Origin of the sequence: Micromonospora sp. WMMD1120, assembly GCF_029626235.1 — a bacterium.
Classification (GTDB): Bacteria; Actinomycetota; Actinomycetes; order Mycobacteriales; family Micromonosporaceae; genus Micromonospora.
On record NZ_JARUBO010000005.1, the window covers coordinates 5,189,305 to 5,203,512 of the forward strand.

Consider the following 14,208-nt stretch of genomic DNA (forward strand, 5'->3'; position numbering starts at 1 on the left):
AGTGCCATGTCCGAATCCACGCCGTGACCGGGGCCGCAGACCGCCGCCGGCCCGGCATTTCCGGAATGACCGACACGTGAACCTCGTTGTGTCCCCCGTACCGCCGGAGCCCAAACCCCTTTCCGCGGTCATCTCCCGAGGAGTGTTCACCCCGGAGCGCTCCGCACGATCGAAAGGGCAACCATCGTGAAGGTCGACTTCACTCGATGGCTCCCCGCCATCGCTAAGGATTCGTACCGCAAGACCGCGCTCAGCGTGGCGGGTGTGGCGGCCCTCGGTGGTCTGGCGCTCGCGCCGACAGCGACCGCCGCCCCGGTCACCACCGGCCCGCACCAGGGCGCCGTCTCCGCCATCGACCTCGCCACCGGCAAGGCCGCCACCCGGGCGCAGCAGGACGACCAACCCGTCGAGTCCGGGCTGACGACCGGCTCCGCCACCGGCAAGCCGCCGGCCGGCAAGCCGAGCCGCGCACAGCTCATCCCGCACGGCATCGAGGGCGCGCAGTCCCGCGTACCCCTCGACGACGCGCAACTCGCCAACGCCCGGGCGATCGTCGACGCCGCCAAGAAGACCGGCGTCGGTGACCGGGGCGCGGTGATCGGCGTCGCCACCTCGTTGCAGGAGTCGAAGCTGTACAACCTCGGCCACCTCGGCGCCTACAACGACCACGACTCGCAGGGGCTGTTCCAGCAGCGCCCGTCGTCCGGTTGGGGCACGCCCGAGCAGATCACCGACCCGGAGTACGCCGCCACGGCGTTCTTCACCGCCCTCAAGAACGTCGGCGGCTGGCAGGACCTGCCGCTGACCACCGCCGCGCAGACCGTCCAGGTCTCCGCGTTCCCCTACGCGTACGCGCAGTGGGAGGAGCAGGCCGCGGACATCGTCCAGCAGCTCTGGTGACACCCGTACACACTCGCCGGCCGGTCCCCACACGGGGCCGGCCGGCGTCGTCGTACCTTCTCCCTCAGCAGGCGGGGTAGAGGCGGCGGGTGCCGACGCCAGCGGCGTACGCCTCACGGTCGCTGAACCGGCACCCGTAGTCGGGCCGGGCCACCACCGCGGGATCGGTGACGGTGTCGCCGGCCGGGCGCTTGCCGGCGCGTACCCAGGACACCAGGTCGTCCCAGGCGGCGCCGGCCTCGGCCGGGGTGAACTCGCAGTGCTGCGTGGCCCGGATGGCCCGCTGGACCAGCAGCTTCCCGCGACCGTGCCGAGCGACGTCGGTGGCGTACGCCTGCTCCATGCTGAACGGCACGAACAGGTCGCCGAGCCCGTGCAGGCTGAGCACCGGGGCGGTGGGGCGTCCAGCGATCCGCGGCACCTCGGTCAGCGTCGGCAGGAGCCGCTGCACGACGTTCTCCGGGGCGACCCGCCGCACGCTCGCGTTGACGTCGACCGGGCTGTTCGGCGTGTAGCGGGTGAGCAGGTTGGTGGAGAGCTGCCCGGGTCGCTGGGCGGGGGAGTCGCCGCCACTGGTCACCGTGATCGAGAAGAGGAAGTCCTTCCAGAGCGCGAACGCCGCGTCCGCGCCCGGACGCGGTCCGCCGGAACGGTTCACCGTGATCGCCCGCAACTGCTTGCCCCGGTCCGTGGTGGTGTCCGGTCCGCCGGGGGCCAGCCCGGCCAGACCGAGCGCCGCCTGGATGCGGGGTACGGCGTTCGTCAGGTAGTCGGCCGGCGTCGGGTACGCAGGCACCCCGGCGAGGGCCTGCGCGACCAGGTTGTAGTCGAGGTAGAAGTCGAGCAACGTCTGGTCGCCCAGCACCCCGCACATCGGCAGCGCCCCGTCGTAGTAACCGGGATACTGCTCCAGCGAGCGGCCGATCACGTACCCACCCATCGACACCCCGGCGAGGTACGTGTGCTGCGGCGGGCGCACCGTCCGTGCGAAATGGTCGGCCAGCTCCCGGGTGCCCAGCACACCGGAGCGGATGTTGAAGCCGTTGCGGTCGTACGAGGAGGACGCCCAGGCGTACCCCTGCTCGAGGAGGCGCTGACGCAGCCCGAAGGCCGGCGGCTCGGGGGAGAGCACGGTGCCCTGCCCGCGGTAGCCGTGCGCCCACAGCACCAGGTCGCCGTTCCACCGCGCGGGAATCTCGATGAGGTAACCGGCATGGCGGTGCACGCCCTGGCGTACCGTCGTCGGCTTGCCTCCGACGACCAGCGGGGCCAGCGGCGGGTTCTCGATGGTGTAGCCGGGCAGCGGCTGGCCGCCGCTCGGGTCGCGACCGGTGGCGGTGGCCGGCGCGGTGCCGACCAGGCCGACCACGAGGGTCAGCGTCGCGGTGGCGGCGAGCAGTCGGCGGAGGGTGCGAACGGGTGCGGACAGCATCGATGCTCCCCATCGGGCGGATGTCGCCCTCCCGGGCGATCAGGCGGGACGGTTGCCTACCGGCCGGTAGCGTCCTGAACCTAGAACCGCCGTCGACCAGAGTCAATGGACTGGCTGACCGGTCGGTCAAGCGGTCCCTGTCCGGCCGATCAGGGTTGGACCCGCCCGCTGCCGGTCAGGTTGACTGATCGCCGTGAACGAGTCGATCTGGAGAGCGGCCCAGGTGTCGCGCGACTGGCTGGACGCCGCGAACGGCACAGGGCAGACCGAGTTGACCTGCCGCATCCTCAAGGTGACCGAGGAGGCCGGCGAGGCGTCGGCCGCCTGGATCGGTCTGCTCGGGCAGAATCCACGAAAGGGCGTCACGCACACCCGCGAGGATGTGGCGGCCGAGTTGGCCGATGTCGCCTTCACGGCGTTGGTCGCGATCGAGAGCCTGGGCCTGGACGCGCGGGCGGTCCTGGACGCCTGCGCCGCGAAGGTCCGCTCCCGCCTCGCGGCCTGAGCCCGCGGCTGGGCCCGCGTGATCCACTCGACTTCTTTGATGCCGGGCTGTCGCCGCGTCAGGATGCCCCGGTTTTCACGACGTCGAGTCGATCATGTAGGTCCGGACCGATTCGAGCGCAGCAGTGGCGGCCATCTGAGTGGTTTGCCCGGATTCGAAGGTTCTTGGGTGGTGACCGATGCCATCCGTGGGCCGGAATCGTGGCCGGGCCGGGGTCGTTACACACCCTGACAATCGCAGGACCACAGCCGGCCCCGCCGGGAGGTGGTCGCCCCCGGGAATGGCCCCGGTCGGCCGGTCGTTACACCTGGACCCCGGCGCCACGAGCCCCCGCTCGAAGGCCGCCGACCCCGGCGTGACAGGCCCCCGCCTGACCATCGCCCACCCCCGGCACACGTCGTGTGCCACCCCCAAGACTTTCGCAGCGCCGGACGAGGTGCTCACACCCCTGCCCCCAGGGGTGTCCCTACCCCCGAAGGAGCTCACCCCATGAACACGATCATGCGTAAGAGCGTGCTGTCCGTCGCCGGTCTCGCCTTCGCCGGTGGCATCTTCGCCGGCCCCGTCGCCGCCCACGCGGCCGGCCCGGTCGACACCAAGCCGGCCGCCGCTACCGCGGTCATCACGCAGGCGCCGAAGCCGCAGGGCGAGCAGTCGCACATCACTCTGAACGATGAGCAGACCGCCAACGTCAAGGCGATCATCGCCGCGACGAAGAAGGCCGGTCTGCCCGAGCGGGCCGCGGTGATCTCGATCGCGACGAGCCTGCAGGAGTCGAAGCTGGAGAACCTGGGTCACCTGGGTGACGCCAACGACCACGACTCGCTGGGCCTGTTCCAGCAGCGCCCGTCCAGCGGTTGGGGCACCCCCGAGCAGATCACCGACCCGGAGTACTCCACCACCGCGTTTCTGAAGGGCCTGAAGCAGGTCGACGGGTGGCAGGACATGCCGCTGACCGACGCCGCGCAGACCGTGCAGGTCTCGGCGTACCCGGACGCGTACGCCCAGTGGGAGCAGCAGGCCACCGACCTCGTCGCCCAGCACTGGAACAGCTGACCCCGGCACCACCGCACACCGACCGATGGCCGGCACCCCGCACCCGGGGGTGCCGGCCAACGGCGTCTGGCGACGTAGCGCAGTGGCGCGGTGGGCCCGGCGTGATCCGAACAGCGGACGGGTACGTACCTCCGAGCGGGGACCGGCGGAGGGATGAGGGATGTCCGCAGTGGGGTACGGCACGGACGGTGAACCGCTGGCAGAGCCGGAGCCTGCCGATGACGAGATTTCCGGTAGCCGGCGCTGGTCGGTGGGCGCGCGACTGCTGACGGCTGCCGCGGCGGTCGTACTGATCCTCGGCACGGCCGCAGTGGTCGTGATAATCGCCCAACCGCAGCGGCTCGGAATGACGTACTCCAGCACACCCGACGGAGGCCAGCCCGACGGCGCCCGACCCGACGGTGACGCTGCCGGTGCGGACGCCGAATCCACGGTCACCGCGCCGCTCGCGGGGTGGCGGACGGGCGCCTTCGTGCTCGCGGACGGGTTGACCTCGTTCGACCTGCAGGTGGCCGACCTCGGCGACGATCTCTACCGGATCAGCAGTCCAGCCGGTTCGGCGGTCGCGGCGCGCCCGGCGGTGCTGGGGGGGACGGTACGCCTTGGCGTGGTGGACACCGGCGCCTCCGGCGCGCGAACGGTACGGGTGCTGCTCAACGAGCGGGTCGAATGGCGTCTGCGGTTGGCCGGCGGGGTGGGCAGCCAGAGGTTGGACCTGACCCGGGCCCGGCTGCTGGGCGTGGAACTCGCCGGCGGGTCCGCCCGCACCGAGGTCCTCCTGCCACCGATCACCCCCGCCGCCGTGGCAAGCCCCGCATCCGCAGGGGGCCCCGCCACCGCCGGACGCCCCGCCGCCGCGGGAACGACCGCCGCCGCGCGGAACTCCGCCGGGCCGGGCAACCCCACCACGATGACCGTACGACTCACCGGCGGAACCAGTCAGCTGGACGTGCGGGTGCCCGGGGAGACTCCGGTGCGGGTCCGGGTGGGAGCAGGCGCGGGCTCGGTCTCGGTACGCGAGGCACGCTGGGACGGGGTGGCCGCCGGTACGCTGCTCGGCACCCCCGGATGGGACCGCGCGACCGAGCGGGTCTTCCTCGACCTGGTCGCGGGCGCGAACAGTGTGACGGTGACGTCCAGCTGAGGTGGAAGCGCCGCAGCCGCCGGTGGGCGTGAGCGTACAGTCGGGCGGTGGAGCGTACCGAATCGATGCTGGCGCAGACCCGACCGCCCGGTGTGGCCGAGGTCGATCCCGGCAGTGTGTTGTTGCCCGGCCACGACGTGCCGTTGGGTCGGTACACCACGGTGCGGCGGCTGCTGCCGCAGCGGGCGCGGCGGATGGTCGGCGCGTGGTGTTTCGTTGACCATTTCGGTCCGGACGATGTGGCGCAGCGGCCCGGCATGGAGGTGCCGCCGCACCCGCACACCGGCCTGCAGACGGTGACCTGGCTGCTGGAGGGGGAGATCCTGCACCGGGACAGCCTCGGCAACGTGCAGCCGATCCGCCCCGGTCAGCTCAACGTGATGACGTCCGGCAACGGCATCGCCCACTCGGAGCGGTCGCCGGCGGTGCACCCGCCGGTGATGCACGGCGTGCAGCTGTGGGTGGCGCTGCCGGACTCGGCGCGCGCGGGTGCGGCCGATTTCGCGCACCACGCCGACCTGCCGCGCTGGCGCGACGGCGACCTGGACGGCACGGTGCTGGTCGGCGAGTTCGCCGGGCGGCGCTCGCCCGCGGTGGTGCACACCCCGCTGGTCGGGGTGCAGCTCGAGCTGGGTGGTTCGGCGCCGGCGACGCTGTCGTTGCGACCCGACTTCGAGTACGCGGTGCTGGCGATGTCCGGCTCCGCGGAGGCTGCCGGCGTGGGTTTCGAGCCCGGTGCGCTGCTCTACCTGGGCTCGGGCCGCGACGAGCTGACCGTGCGGGGTGGGGCCGGGGCGCGGTTGCTGCTGTTGGGTGGGGCGCCGTTCGAGGAGCCCCTGGTGATGTGGTGGAACTTCGTCGGCCGCTCGCACGAGGACATCGTCGCCGCCCGGGAGGACTGGATGGCCGGGGCGCAGCGCTTCGGTGTGGTCGCCGACGATCCGGCGCCGCCGCTGCCGGCGCCTGCCCTGCCCACGACCCGCCTCAAGGCCCGCGACCGCACCGGCGGCCTGCACGGTTGACCGCGACGCCCCCGCGCGCCGGGCCGGCGCGACGCGCAGCGCCGCCCGGTTGGCCCGCTCCCTGCACGAGGACCGGGTGCGGGTGTTGCGGGCCAGTGGTCAGCGTGGTGACGTGGCTGCCCTGGCGGACGTGGTGGGCGACCTGGCGCGGACCGTGGTCGAGCGGTACCGGGGCGATCTGCGCCGGTTGCGGGCGACGGCGAAGCACGACCCGGCCCGGGAGCGCGGGCTCCTGGCCGAGCTGCCCGGTGTCGACGATCAGGTCGTCGAGCTGTTTCTGCGCGAGGCGCAGGCACTGTGGCGTGAGGTGGCCCCGGTGGCGGATCGGCGGGCGTTGGCCGCCGCCCGGCGGCTCGGCCTGGGCCGGTCGGCAGCCGACCTGGCCGGCCTGGCCAGCGGCGAGTCGGAGCGGTTGGCCTGGCTGGTGGGGGCGCTGGCGCGGGTGGATCTGGAGCGCCGGTACGCGGAGGTGACCGGTCGATCTTGACGTGTGGTGGCCCACATTTCGTCAAAGTCTAACCAAACGGAGGATGGTCTGTCGTATGGTTGTACCCGGCAGTGGTGGCCGCCTGGTTCAGGCAGCCCTCCACCGCCGGGTGATCGCGCCCGGTTCGGACGCGGTTCACCGCCTGGGCAGGCATGTGTGGCGCCCTGGGTCGCGGTTCGTGACCAGGGGCGCCCGCCTGTCCCGGCGATTCCCGCAGCCCGCGCGGCAACCCCGCCCCGGGTGGCTCAGCCGGCAAGGCCCGCCAGCAGGTTCACGGTCACGGCGATGATGAACGCGCCGAACAGGTACGACACCATCGAGTGCCGCAGCACCGTACGCCGCATCTCGTTGCTGGTCAGGTTGGTGTCGGAGACCTGGAACGTCGCCCCGATGGTGAACGCGACGTACGCGAAGTCGGAGTAGCGCGGCGGCTCGGGCTGGTTGAAGTTCACCCCGCCGTCCGGTCCCGTGTAGTAGATCCGGGCGTACCGGGCGGCGAACACGGTGTGCACCACGAACCAGGAGAGCACCACGCTGAGCACGCCCAGCCCGCTGTGCAGTTCCCGGTTCAGGCCGGCTGGCGCGTCCTGCGCGTTGGCCACCACCAACCCCACGGCCAGCAGGCTGGCGAGGCAGGCGACCAGCAGCAGCGCGTCGCGGATCGCCCGGTTCGGGTCCTCGTGCACGGCCAGTTGGGCGGTCCGCTCGGCGTCCATCGGCCAGAGCTTGTACCAGACCAGCACGAGCCAGCTCAGCGCGCCCACGTCCCATCCGGCGAGCGCGGCCAACGGCAGCGGGAGCAGCAGCGCGAAGGCGCAGCCGGCCACGACGCCGACCACCGCCACCACGGCGATCTGCCGCGCGGCGGGGAACCGCACCTCCGTCGGTCGGGACGAACCGCCGGTGTAGGTCATTCGCGCCGATCCCGTCGCCGGGCCGTGGACGTCACCGTTGCGGTCAGATACCGCGCAGATGCTGCGAGACCCGGTTGTGTTTCCTGTCCCGGGCCTGCTCGGCCCGCTGGGCCGGGCCCACCTCGGGGGCTGCCTCGATGCCGGCCGAGCGGGCCACCTCGGTGCCGTTGGCGTAGTCCACCGGCGGCAGGGCGCGCAGCGCCTTCAGCACGTCCGGCGGCGCGCCCTCGCGTTCGGCCTCGCGGACCACGTCGTCCTTCTCGGCCGGGTAGTCCAGGCTCGACAGGTACTGCAGGACGTCGGCGTAGCTCGCCATGGCGTGGGCTCCCTCGGGCATCGATGGGGTGACGACCGGCGGCGGTTACCCGTCCGCCGGCCGGTCACGCCCGTGCCGGCGTCGTTTTTCGACCGCCGCCGTGGGTACCCGCAGGCGCCGACGCGAGCCCGAGGGAGTACGCGATGAACTACGACACCTTCGTCGACCAGGTTTCCCAGCGCACCGCGACGTCCTCCGAGCGGGCGGTCGAGCTGACCCGGGCCGTGTTGGAGACGTTCGCCGAGCGGCTGACCGGGGGCGAGGTCCTGGACCTGGCCGCCCAGCTGCCCCGACCGCTGCAACTGGTGCTCAGGCCGAGCCCGAGCACCGAGCAGGCGGACCGGTTCGGAGCCGCCGAGTTCGTCGCCCGGGTCGCGCTGCGCGCGGACGCGCCGGAGCCGGCCGCGCGTGACGCCATCCGGGCGGTCTTCACCACACTGCGCGAGGCGATCACCGGCGGCGAGTTCGACGACGTGGCGACCCAGTTGCCCCGGGACTACCGGGACCTCGTGGAGCAGGCGATGGCGCCCGGCGCGACACTGCGCCGCTCGTGATCGTCGCCGTTCCGGCCTCGCACAGCGGTTTACCAGGGCAACCATCGATGTCCCGCTTGGCGTGGCCAATCTGCCTGGCCTAACCTTGTCGTGCGAGGGGAGTACTTCCCAAAAACCATTCCGGTCAGTACGGCACGCCCGGCGTGCCTCGGGTGGTTGCCCACCAGGTGGTGGGTGAAGGAGACCTCGAACATGACGGTGTTCGAGGAGACTCCAATGAGCGAACTGTCGTACCTGTCCGCCGCCAGTGACCTGTCGTCGGTCGGCACGCCCACGTTGTGGGCCGTCACCATCGCCGGCGTGCTCCTGCTGTTGGTGCTGGACTTCCTGGTCACCCGGAAGCCGCACGAGGTCTCCATCCGGGAGGCGATCGGCTGGTCGGCGTTCTACATCGCGCTGCCGCTGGCCTTCGGCGCCTGGATCTGGTCCCGCTACGGCTCCCAGCAGGGAGTGGAATACCTCACCGGTTACCTGGTGGAGAAGTCGCTCTCGGTCGACAATCTCTTCGTCTTCATGCTGCTGCTGGCCGCGTTCGCGGTGCCGGCGGTGCTCGCCCAGCGGGTGCTGCTCTACGGCATCGCCGGCGCGCTGGTGCTGCGGGCCGTCTTCATCGCCCTCGGCGCGGCCGCGTTGCAGACCCTCGACTTCGCCTTCCTGCTCTTCGCGATCATTCTCATCGCCACCGCGGCGAAGCTGCTGCGCGACGCCATGTCCGGGCACCAGCAGGAAGTCGACATCAACAAGATGCGCTCGGTGAAGCTGCTGCGCAGGATCATGCCGGTGGTAGACGACTACCACGGCACCAGGATGACCGTCCGGCAGGGCGCGAAGCGGGCCCTCACCCCCTTCGCGCTGGTGGTGGTCGCGGTCCTGGCCACCGACGTGGTCTTCGCCGTCGATTCGGTGCCCGCCGTCTACGGCATCACCGAGGACCCGTACCTGGTCTTCGCCACCAACGCGTTCGCCCTGCTCGGCCTGCGGGCGCTCTACTTCGTCCTGCACGCGGCGCTGAGCCGGCTGGTGCACCTCAGCTACGGCCTGGCCGTCATCCTGGCGTTCATCGGCCTCAAGCTGGGTCTGCACTGGGCGCACGGCATCTGGGACGGCGTGCCGGAGATCCCCACCCTGGCCTCGCTCGGTGTGATCATCGGCGTGCTGGTGGTGGTCACGGTGACCAGCCTGCGGGCCACCCGGGGCGGCGACCTGCCCGCCGACCGCGAGGTCGTCGCCGACCGGCACTGACCGCGCCGCGCCGGACAACCACGGGGTACGCGGGAAAGCTCCCGCCCCCACCGGCGCGGGTGGTACGACTGTGCCATGGGAATCGTGTCACCGGGCTTCCAGGGCCGGCCCCGCACACAGGAGCCGGCCCTGCCACCCGGTCAATACCTGACCGAGGACTTTCCGGTGCTCTCCGCCGGCCCGACGCCGCGCGTGTCACTGGACACCTGGGAGTTCGTCATCTCCGCCGAGAACGGCAGCGAACACCGCTGGTCGTGGCAGGAGATGATGGCCCTGCCGCAGGAGACGCCGACGGTGGACATCCACTGCGTCACCCGCTGGTCCAAGCTCGGCACCACCTGGCAGGGCGTCTCACTGGACACCCTGCTCGCCGACGTCGACACCGGGGCGCACTTCGCGCTCGCGCACTCCTACGGTGGTTACACGACGAACCTGCCGCTGGACGACCTGCGCGGCGGGCGGGCCTGGGTGGCGCACACCTTCGACGGCGCCCCGCTGCCCGCCGAGCACGGCGGTCCGGCCCGGCTGCTGGTGCCGCACCTGTACTTCTGGAAGTCCGCCAAGTGGGTACGCGGCATCCGGCTCAAGACGATGGACGAGCCGGGGTTCTGGGAGACCGCCGGCTACCACGACTACGGCGACCCGTGGCGCGAACAGCGGTACCAGGGTGACTGAGCGCGCCGTGGCCAGCCCGCCCCGCACTGCCAACCGCTGGCGGGTCGCCCGGCTGGTGGAGCGCCGGGTGGAGACGTCGAGCGCGCAGACGTTGGTGCTGGAGGTGCCGGACTGGCCGGGTCACCTGCCCGGGCAGCACGTCGACCTGCGGCTGACCGCCCCGGACGGCTACCAGGCGGCCCGGTCGTACTCCATCGCCGGGCCGGTCGTCGACGGCCCGGGAGGCCCGCGCATCGAGGTGACGGTGCAGCGCGTGCACGACGGCGAGGTGTCGCCGTACCTCATCGATGTCTTTGGCGCCGGGGACCCGGTGGAGGTCCGCGGCCCGCTCGGTGGCTGGTTCATCTGGCGGCCCGAGGAGACCGCGCCGGTGCAGCTCGTCGCCGGCGGCTCCGGGATCGTGCCGTTGATGGCGATGATCCGGGCCCGTCGGGCCGCCGGCAACAGGGCGGCGTTCCGGCTGATCTACTCGGTGCGCACCCCCGGCGACGTGATCTACGCCGACGAGCTGCGCCGGCGGGTACGTGACGACTTCGGCCTGGACGTGGCCTACGTCTACACCCGCGAGGCCCCGGAGGGTTGGCGCGGTGAGCCGCACCGGATCGGGCTGGCCGACATCAACACCCACGGGTGGCCGCCGGACCTGCAACCGCTCACCTACGTCTGCGGTCCGACCGCGTTCGTGGAGACCGTGGCCGACCTGCTGGTGGGGCTGGGGCACCCGGCCCGGCGGGTCAAGACCGAACGCTTCGGCCCGACCGGCTGATCCACCCACGCACTGTCGAGGAGACTTCGATGACCGAGATGTCGTACGTGGACGGCAACATGCTCGACGGCCCGATGCGCGAGCTGTTCACCGTCGACCTGAGCAGCGCGGTCGGCCGCTGCGAGAACTGCGGGATGACCGGCTCGATGGCCAGCACGCACGTCTACTCGCACGCCCCGGGTCTGGTCGCGCGCTGCCCGTCCTGCGAGGCGGTGATGATGCGTCTGGTCCGTGGTCCGGACCGGGCCTGGCTGGACCTGCGCGGCACGACCTTCCTCCAGGTGCCGATGCCGATGCAGCAGCCGTTCTCCGGGCCGCTCTGACGCCGGTCGCCCGTACGCGGTCGTCGGCTACTGTGCCGTGCCGGCGAGCAGCCACCGGTGGACCGGGATCTCCAGCAGCACCTGCTCGCTGACCGGCGTCACCTGCCGGCGGATGTCCCAACTGTCGTACTTGCCGGCGAACGCCGTCACCACCGGGGGCGGGAAACCGTCCCGGTGCACCCGGGCGGCGCCCTCCGCCACCACTGGCGCGTCGCCGCCCTCCAGCGCCACCGACACCCGGGGGTCGGCCGTGACGTTGCGCGCCTTCACGCTGCGGTTCCCGCAGCTGATCCAGAACGTCGCGTCGGCGTAGACGAACCAGACCGGCGTCAGGTGCGGCGACCCGTCGCGCCGCAGCGTGCACAGCCAGACGTTGCGTTCGGTGGCCAGCCGCGCCGCCACGTCGGGCGGGAGAGTCGGCGAGGTGGGGTCCATCCGCCCAGTCGACCACGACCGCGCCGGTCGGCCGGAGCCAGGTATCCGCTCCGCTGTCCGGTGCGGGTGTGATCATGCTGAGGTGAGATACCTGCGTACCGGTGGTCCCGCCGCCATCCGCCGGCCCCGACCCACCGACCGCGACGAGTTCGTCGCCGCCGCGCGGCGCAGTCGGGACCTGCACCACCCGTGGCTGGTCGCGCCGGACAGCCCCGAGGAGTACGACCGCTACCTGAGCCGGGTCCGTCGCCGCGACACCGCCGGTTACCTCATCTGTGACCGGGCCAGCGGGGCGATCGCCGGGTACGCGAACATCAGCGGGATCGTGCTGGGCGCGCTCCGCGGCGGTTACCTGGGTTACGCGGCGTTGCGGCCTTACAACGGCACCGGGCACGCCTCGGCGGGCGTCGCGCTGGTGATCGACCACGCGTTCACCGCCGTCGGGCTGCACCGGCTGGAGGCGAACATCCAGCCGGGCAACGAGCCGTCCCGGCGGGTGGCGCGCAAGCTCGGTTTCCGCTTGGAGGGGTACTCCCCGGACTACCTGTTCGTCGACGGCGCCTGGCGCGACCACGAGCGCTGGGCGATCACCGCGCCGACCTCCGGCTGACGACCACCGTCCGAGCCGAGCGGGTCACGGTGTCGCACGTTTGTCGCGCGCTGCGACGGGAAACGGCCCGCAATGACGAAACCTCGTGTGGTGATCGTGGGGGCCGGGTTCGCCGGTTACCACGCGGCGAAGACGTTGAGCCGGATCGCCCGGGACCGGGCCGAGATCGTGGTGCTGAACTCCACCGACTACTTCCTGTACCTGCCGTTGCTGCCCGAGGTGGCCGCCGGCGTGGTCGAGCCGAAACGGATCGCGGTGCCGCTGACCGGCACGCTCAAGAACGTCCGGGTGGTGATCGGCGAGGCCGACCACGTCGACCTGCAGAACCGCTGGGTGGGTTTCACCCAGGCGGAGGGCGACAAGAACCGGCTGGCGTACGACCGGTTGGTGCTCGCCGTGGGCAGCGTCAACAAGCTGCTGCCCATCCCCGGGGTGACCGAGTACGCGCACGGTTTCCGGGGCCTGCCCGAGGCGGTCTACCTGCACGACCACATCGTCCGCCAGATCGAGCTGGCCGAGCAGGCCGAGGACCCGGCCGAGCAGCAGGCGCGGGCCACGTTCGTGGTGGTCGGGGCGGGTTACACCGGGACCGAGGTCGCCGCGCACGGGCAGTTGTTCACCGACGCGCTGCACGCGCAGCGGCCCCGGCTCACCGTCCGACCCCGCTGGATGCTGCTCGACGTGGCGTCCCGGGTGCTGCCGGAGCTGGACAAGCGGATGTCGGACACCTCGCACCGGGTGCTCGACCGGCGCGGCGTGGACGTCCGGATGGGCACGTCGGTGGCGGAGGCGACGGCCGACGGGGTGAAGCTCACCGACGGCGAGTACGTGCCGACCTGCACCCTCGTGTGGTGTGTGGGGGTGCGCCCGGACCCGTTCGTCAACGAGTTGGGCCTGCGCACCGACCGTGGTCGGCTGGTGGTCGACGAGTTCCTGAACGTCCCCGGCTACCCGGAGGTGTTCGCCATCGGCGACGCCGCGGCCGTTCCCGACCTGGTGAACCCGGGGAAGATCTGCGGGATGACGGCGCAGCACGCGCAGCGGCAGGGCAAGCGCGCGGCGCACAACATCGCCGCGTCGTACGGGTTCGGCAAGCGCAAGCCGTACAAGCACCACGACCTGGGCTGGGTCGTGGACCTGGGCGGCAAGGACGCGGCGGCGAACCCGTTGCAGATCAACCTGGCCGGGCTGCCGGCCAAGGCGGTCACCCGCGCGTACCACCTGATGGCGATGCCGGGGAACCGTACCCGCGTCGGGGCGGACTGGGCGTTGGACGCCGCGTTGACCCGCTCGGCGGTCCAGCTCGGCCTGGTTCCGGCCAACGCGGTGCCGTTGGAGAGCACCACCCCCGAGGTGGCCACCCGGGCCCGCTGAGCGCCACTCAACGGCGGTCGCCGCCGGCGACGTCGTCATCGGTCACCGGCCGCGCGCCGGCGACGAAGGTGTCCAGCGCGCCGGCGTGCAGCAGACCACCGGGCACCGGGTCGCGCAGGGCGTCCACCGCCAGCCGGGCGACCGGCAGGCCGCTGGGGCGCGACGTCGCGGCCAGCACCAGGTTGCCGTAGCGCCGGCCCGTCCGGGGCCGAACACCGCACCGCCGACGCGATCCGCCGCACGTACTCGAAGTGCAGGTGCCGGGGATCCTCGACGTCCACGTACGACTGCTCGACACCGGCGGACAGCAGCGTTCGGCCGGTGCGCCGGACCGGGTCGACGACCAGCTCCAGCCGGTCGGCGGCGCGGTTCATGACCGGCACGCTAGCCGAGCCACCGGACCCGGCCCACCGCTGCCCCGGCACGGCCGGCGGGCCGGGCGGATCTCCGGTG

At 72.1% G+C, this 14,208-nt stretch carries 17 protein-coding genes and 1 pseudogene; 13 read left to right on the plus strand and 5 right to left on the minus strand.

Annotation, left to right across the window (positions count from 1 at the left end; all coding sequences use genetic code 11):
- The first annotated feature begins 186 nt into the window (after positions 1-186).
- Complete coding sequence (locus O7634_RS23800; RefSeq protein ID WP_278152351.1) at positions 187-900, plus strand: hypothetical protein; 714 nt, start codon at positions 187-189, stop codon at positions 898-900.
- Between the two features lie 64 nt (positions 901-964).
- On the opposite strand, the gene O7634_RS23805 is transcribed toward O7634_RS23800, so the two are convergent.
- Positions 965-2,332, minus strand: a complete 1,368-nt coding sequence (locus O7634_RS23805) for a hypothetical protein (RefSeq protein ID WP_278152352.1) — start codon at positions 2,330-2,332, stop codon at positions 965-967.
- Positions 2,333-2,525: 193 nt separating this feature from the next.
- Here O7634_RS23805 and O7634_RS23810 point away from each other — a divergent pair, with 193 nt between their 5' ends.
- The 5 genes and pseudogenes from O7634_RS23810 to O7634_RS23830 all read left to right on the plus strand — a co-directional run.
- Positions 2,526-2,837, plus strand: coding sequence for a MazG-like family protein (locus O7634_RS23810; RefSeq protein ID WP_278152353.1), 312 nt, complete (start codon positions 2,526-2,528; stop codon positions 2,835-2,837).
- 489 nt (positions 2,838-3,326) lie between these two features.
- Positions 3,327-3,893, plus strand: a complete 567-nt coding sequence (locus tag O7634_RS23815) for a hypothetical protein (protein ID WP_278152354.1) — start codon at positions 3,327-3,329, stop codon at positions 3,891-3,893.
- A 160-nt stretch (positions 3,894-4,053) separates the two neighbouring features.
- Positions 4,054-5,037: a hypothetical protein gene (locus O7634_RS23820; protein ID WP_278152355.1), complete on the plus strand. Its 984-nt coding sequence runs from the start codon at positions 4,054-4,056 to the stop codon at positions 5,035-5,037.
- A gap of 47 nt (positions 5,038-5,084) precedes the next feature.
- A complete protein-coding gene (locus O7634_RS23825; protein WP_278152356.1) occupies positions 5,085-6,059 on the plus strand; it encodes a pirin family protein in 975 nt (324 codons plus the stop codon).
- A gap of 37 nt (positions 6,060-6,096) precedes the next feature.
- A pseudogene (locus tag O7634_RS23830) lies at positions 6,097-6,546 on the plus strand (hypothetical protein); the annotation flags it as partial.
- Positions 6,547-6,791: 245 nt separating this feature from the next.
- Here O7634_RS23830 and O7634_RS23835 read toward each other — a convergent pair.
- Together O7634_RS23835 and O7634_RS23840 are read right to left on the minus strand one after the other, a co-directional pair.
- Positions 6,792-7,460 carry a DUF1345 domain-containing protein gene (locus tag O7634_RS23835; protein WP_278152357.1) on the minus strand — a complete coding sequence of 223 codons (669 nt, stop codon included), beginning with the start codon at positions 7,458-7,460 and terminating at the stop codon, positions 6,792-6,794.
- A gap of 43 nt (positions 7,461-7,503) precedes the next feature.
- A complete protein-coding gene (locus O7634_RS23840; protein ID WP_278152358.1) occupies positions 7,504-7,776 on the minus strand; it encodes a DUF2795 domain-containing protein in 273 nt (90 codons plus the stop codon).
- A gap of 143 nt (positions 7,777-7,919) precedes the next feature.
- Here O7634_RS23840 and O7634_RS23845 point away from each other — a divergent pair, with 143 nt between their 5' ends.
- From O7634_RS23845 to O7634_RS23865, 5 genes are all read left to right on the plus strand, one after another.
- Entirely contained in the window at positions 7,920-8,330 is a 411-nt protein-coding gene (locus O7634_RS23845) for a DUF2267 domain-containing protein (RefSeq protein WP_278152359.1), read from the plus strand.
- A 216-nt stretch (positions 8,331-8,546) separates the two neighbouring features.
- Positions 8,547-9,572: a TerC/Alx family metal homeostasis membrane protein gene (locus O7634_RS23850; protein WP_278154056.1), complete on the plus strand. Its 1,026-nt coding sequence runs from the start codon at positions 8,547-8,549 to the stop codon at positions 9,570-9,572.
- Positions 9,573-9,647: 75 nt separating this feature from the next.
- Positions 9,648-10,247, plus strand: coding sequence for a sulfite oxidase-like oxidoreductase (locus O7634_RS23855; RefSeq protein ID WP_278152360.1), 600 nt, complete (start codon positions 9,648-9,650; stop codon positions 10,245-10,247).
- 7 nt (positions 10,248-10,254) lie between these two features.
- Positions 10,255-11,013, plus strand: coding sequence for a ferredoxin reductase (locus tag O7634_RS23860; protein ID WP_278154057.1), 759 nt, complete (start codon positions 10,255-10,257; stop codon positions 11,011-11,013).
- Positions 11,014-11,042: 29 nt separating this feature from the next.
- Positions 11,043-11,336, plus strand: coding sequence for a DUF6510 family protein (locus O7634_RS23865; protein ID WP_278152361.1), 294 nt, complete (start codon positions 11,043-11,045; stop codon positions 11,334-11,336).
- Positions 11,337-11,363: 27 nt separating this feature from the next.
- Here the strand turns inward: O7634_RS23865 and O7634_RS23870 are convergent, their stop codons facing one another.
- Positions 11,364-11,771 (minus strand): TIGR03618 family F420-dependent PPOX class oxidoreductase, encoded by a 408-nt coding sequence (locus tag O7634_RS23870; protein ID WP_278152362.1) that lies wholly within the window; start codon positions 11,769-11,771, stop codon positions 11,364-11,366.
- Positions 11,772-11,853: 82 nt separating this feature from the next.
- Here O7634_RS23870 and O7634_RS23875 point away from each other — a divergent pair, with 82 nt between their 5' ends.
- Together O7634_RS23875 and O7634_RS23880 are read left to right on the plus strand one after the other, a co-directional pair.
- Positions 11,854-12,381, plus strand: coding sequence for a GNAT family protein (locus O7634_RS23875; RefSeq protein WP_278152363.1), 528 nt, complete (start codon positions 11,854-11,856; stop codon positions 12,379-12,381).
- 72 nt (positions 12,382-12,453) lie between these two features.
- Positions 12,454-13,755: an NAD(P)/FAD-dependent oxidoreductase gene (locus tag O7634_RS23880; RefSeq protein WP_278152364.1), complete on the plus strand. Its 1,302-nt coding sequence runs from the start codon at positions 12,454-12,456 to the stop codon at positions 13,753-13,755.
- A 7-nt stretch (positions 13,756-13,762) separates the two neighbouring features.
- Here O7634_RS23880 and O7634_RS23885 read toward each other — a convergent pair whose 3' ends face one another.
- A complete protein-coding gene (locus O7634_RS23885; RefSeq protein WP_278154138.1) occupies positions 13,763-13,933 on the minus strand; it encodes a hypothetical protein in 171 nt (56 codons plus the stop codon).
- Positions 13,934-14,208 lie beyond the last annotated feature (275 nt).

Coding starts and splice junctions, on each gene's coding strand:
- O7634_RS23835 (WP_278152357.1), bottom strand. CDS start 7,460: ATGACCTACACCGGCGGTTCGTCCCGACCGACGGAGGTGCGGTTCCCC.
- O7634_RS23865 (WP_278152361.1), top strand. CDS start 11,043: ATGACCGAGATGTCGTACGTGGACGGCAACATGCTCGACGGCCCGATG.
- O7634_RS23815 (WP_278152354.1), top strand. CDS start 3,327: ATGAACACGATCATGCGTAAGAGCGTGCTGTCCGTCGCCGGTCTCGCC.
- O7634_RS23850 (WP_278154056.1), top strand. CDS start 8,547: ATGAGCGAACTGTCGTACCTGTCCGCCGCCAGTGACCTGTCGTCGGTC.
- O7634_RS23845 (WP_278152359.1), top strand. CDS start 7,920: ATGAACTACGACACCTTCGTCGACCAGGTTTCCCAGCGCACCGCGACG.
- O7634_RS23880 (WP_278152364.1), top strand. CDS start 12,454: ATGACGAAACCTCGTGTGGTGATCGTGGGGGCCGGGTTCGCCGGTTAC.
- O7634_RS23840 (WP_278152358.1), bottom strand. CDS start 7,776: ATGGCGAGCTACGCCGACGTCCTGCAGTACCTGTCGAGCCTGGACTAC.
- O7634_RS23805 (WP_278152352.1), bottom strand. CDS start 2,332: ATGCTGTCCGCACCCGTTCGCACCCTCCGCCGACTGCTCGCCGCCACC.
- O7634_RS23855 (WP_278152360.1), top strand. CDS start 9,648: ATGGGAATCGTGTCACCGGGCTTCCAGGGCCGGCCCCGCACACAGGAG.
- O7634_RS23870 (WP_278152362.1), bottom strand. CDS start 11,771: ATGGACCCCACCTCGCCGACTCTCCCGCCCGACGTGGCGGCGCGGCTG.
- O7634_RS23820 (WP_278152355.1), top strand. CDS start 4,054: ATGTCCGCAGTGGGGTACGGCACGGACGGTGAACCGCTGGCAGAGCCG.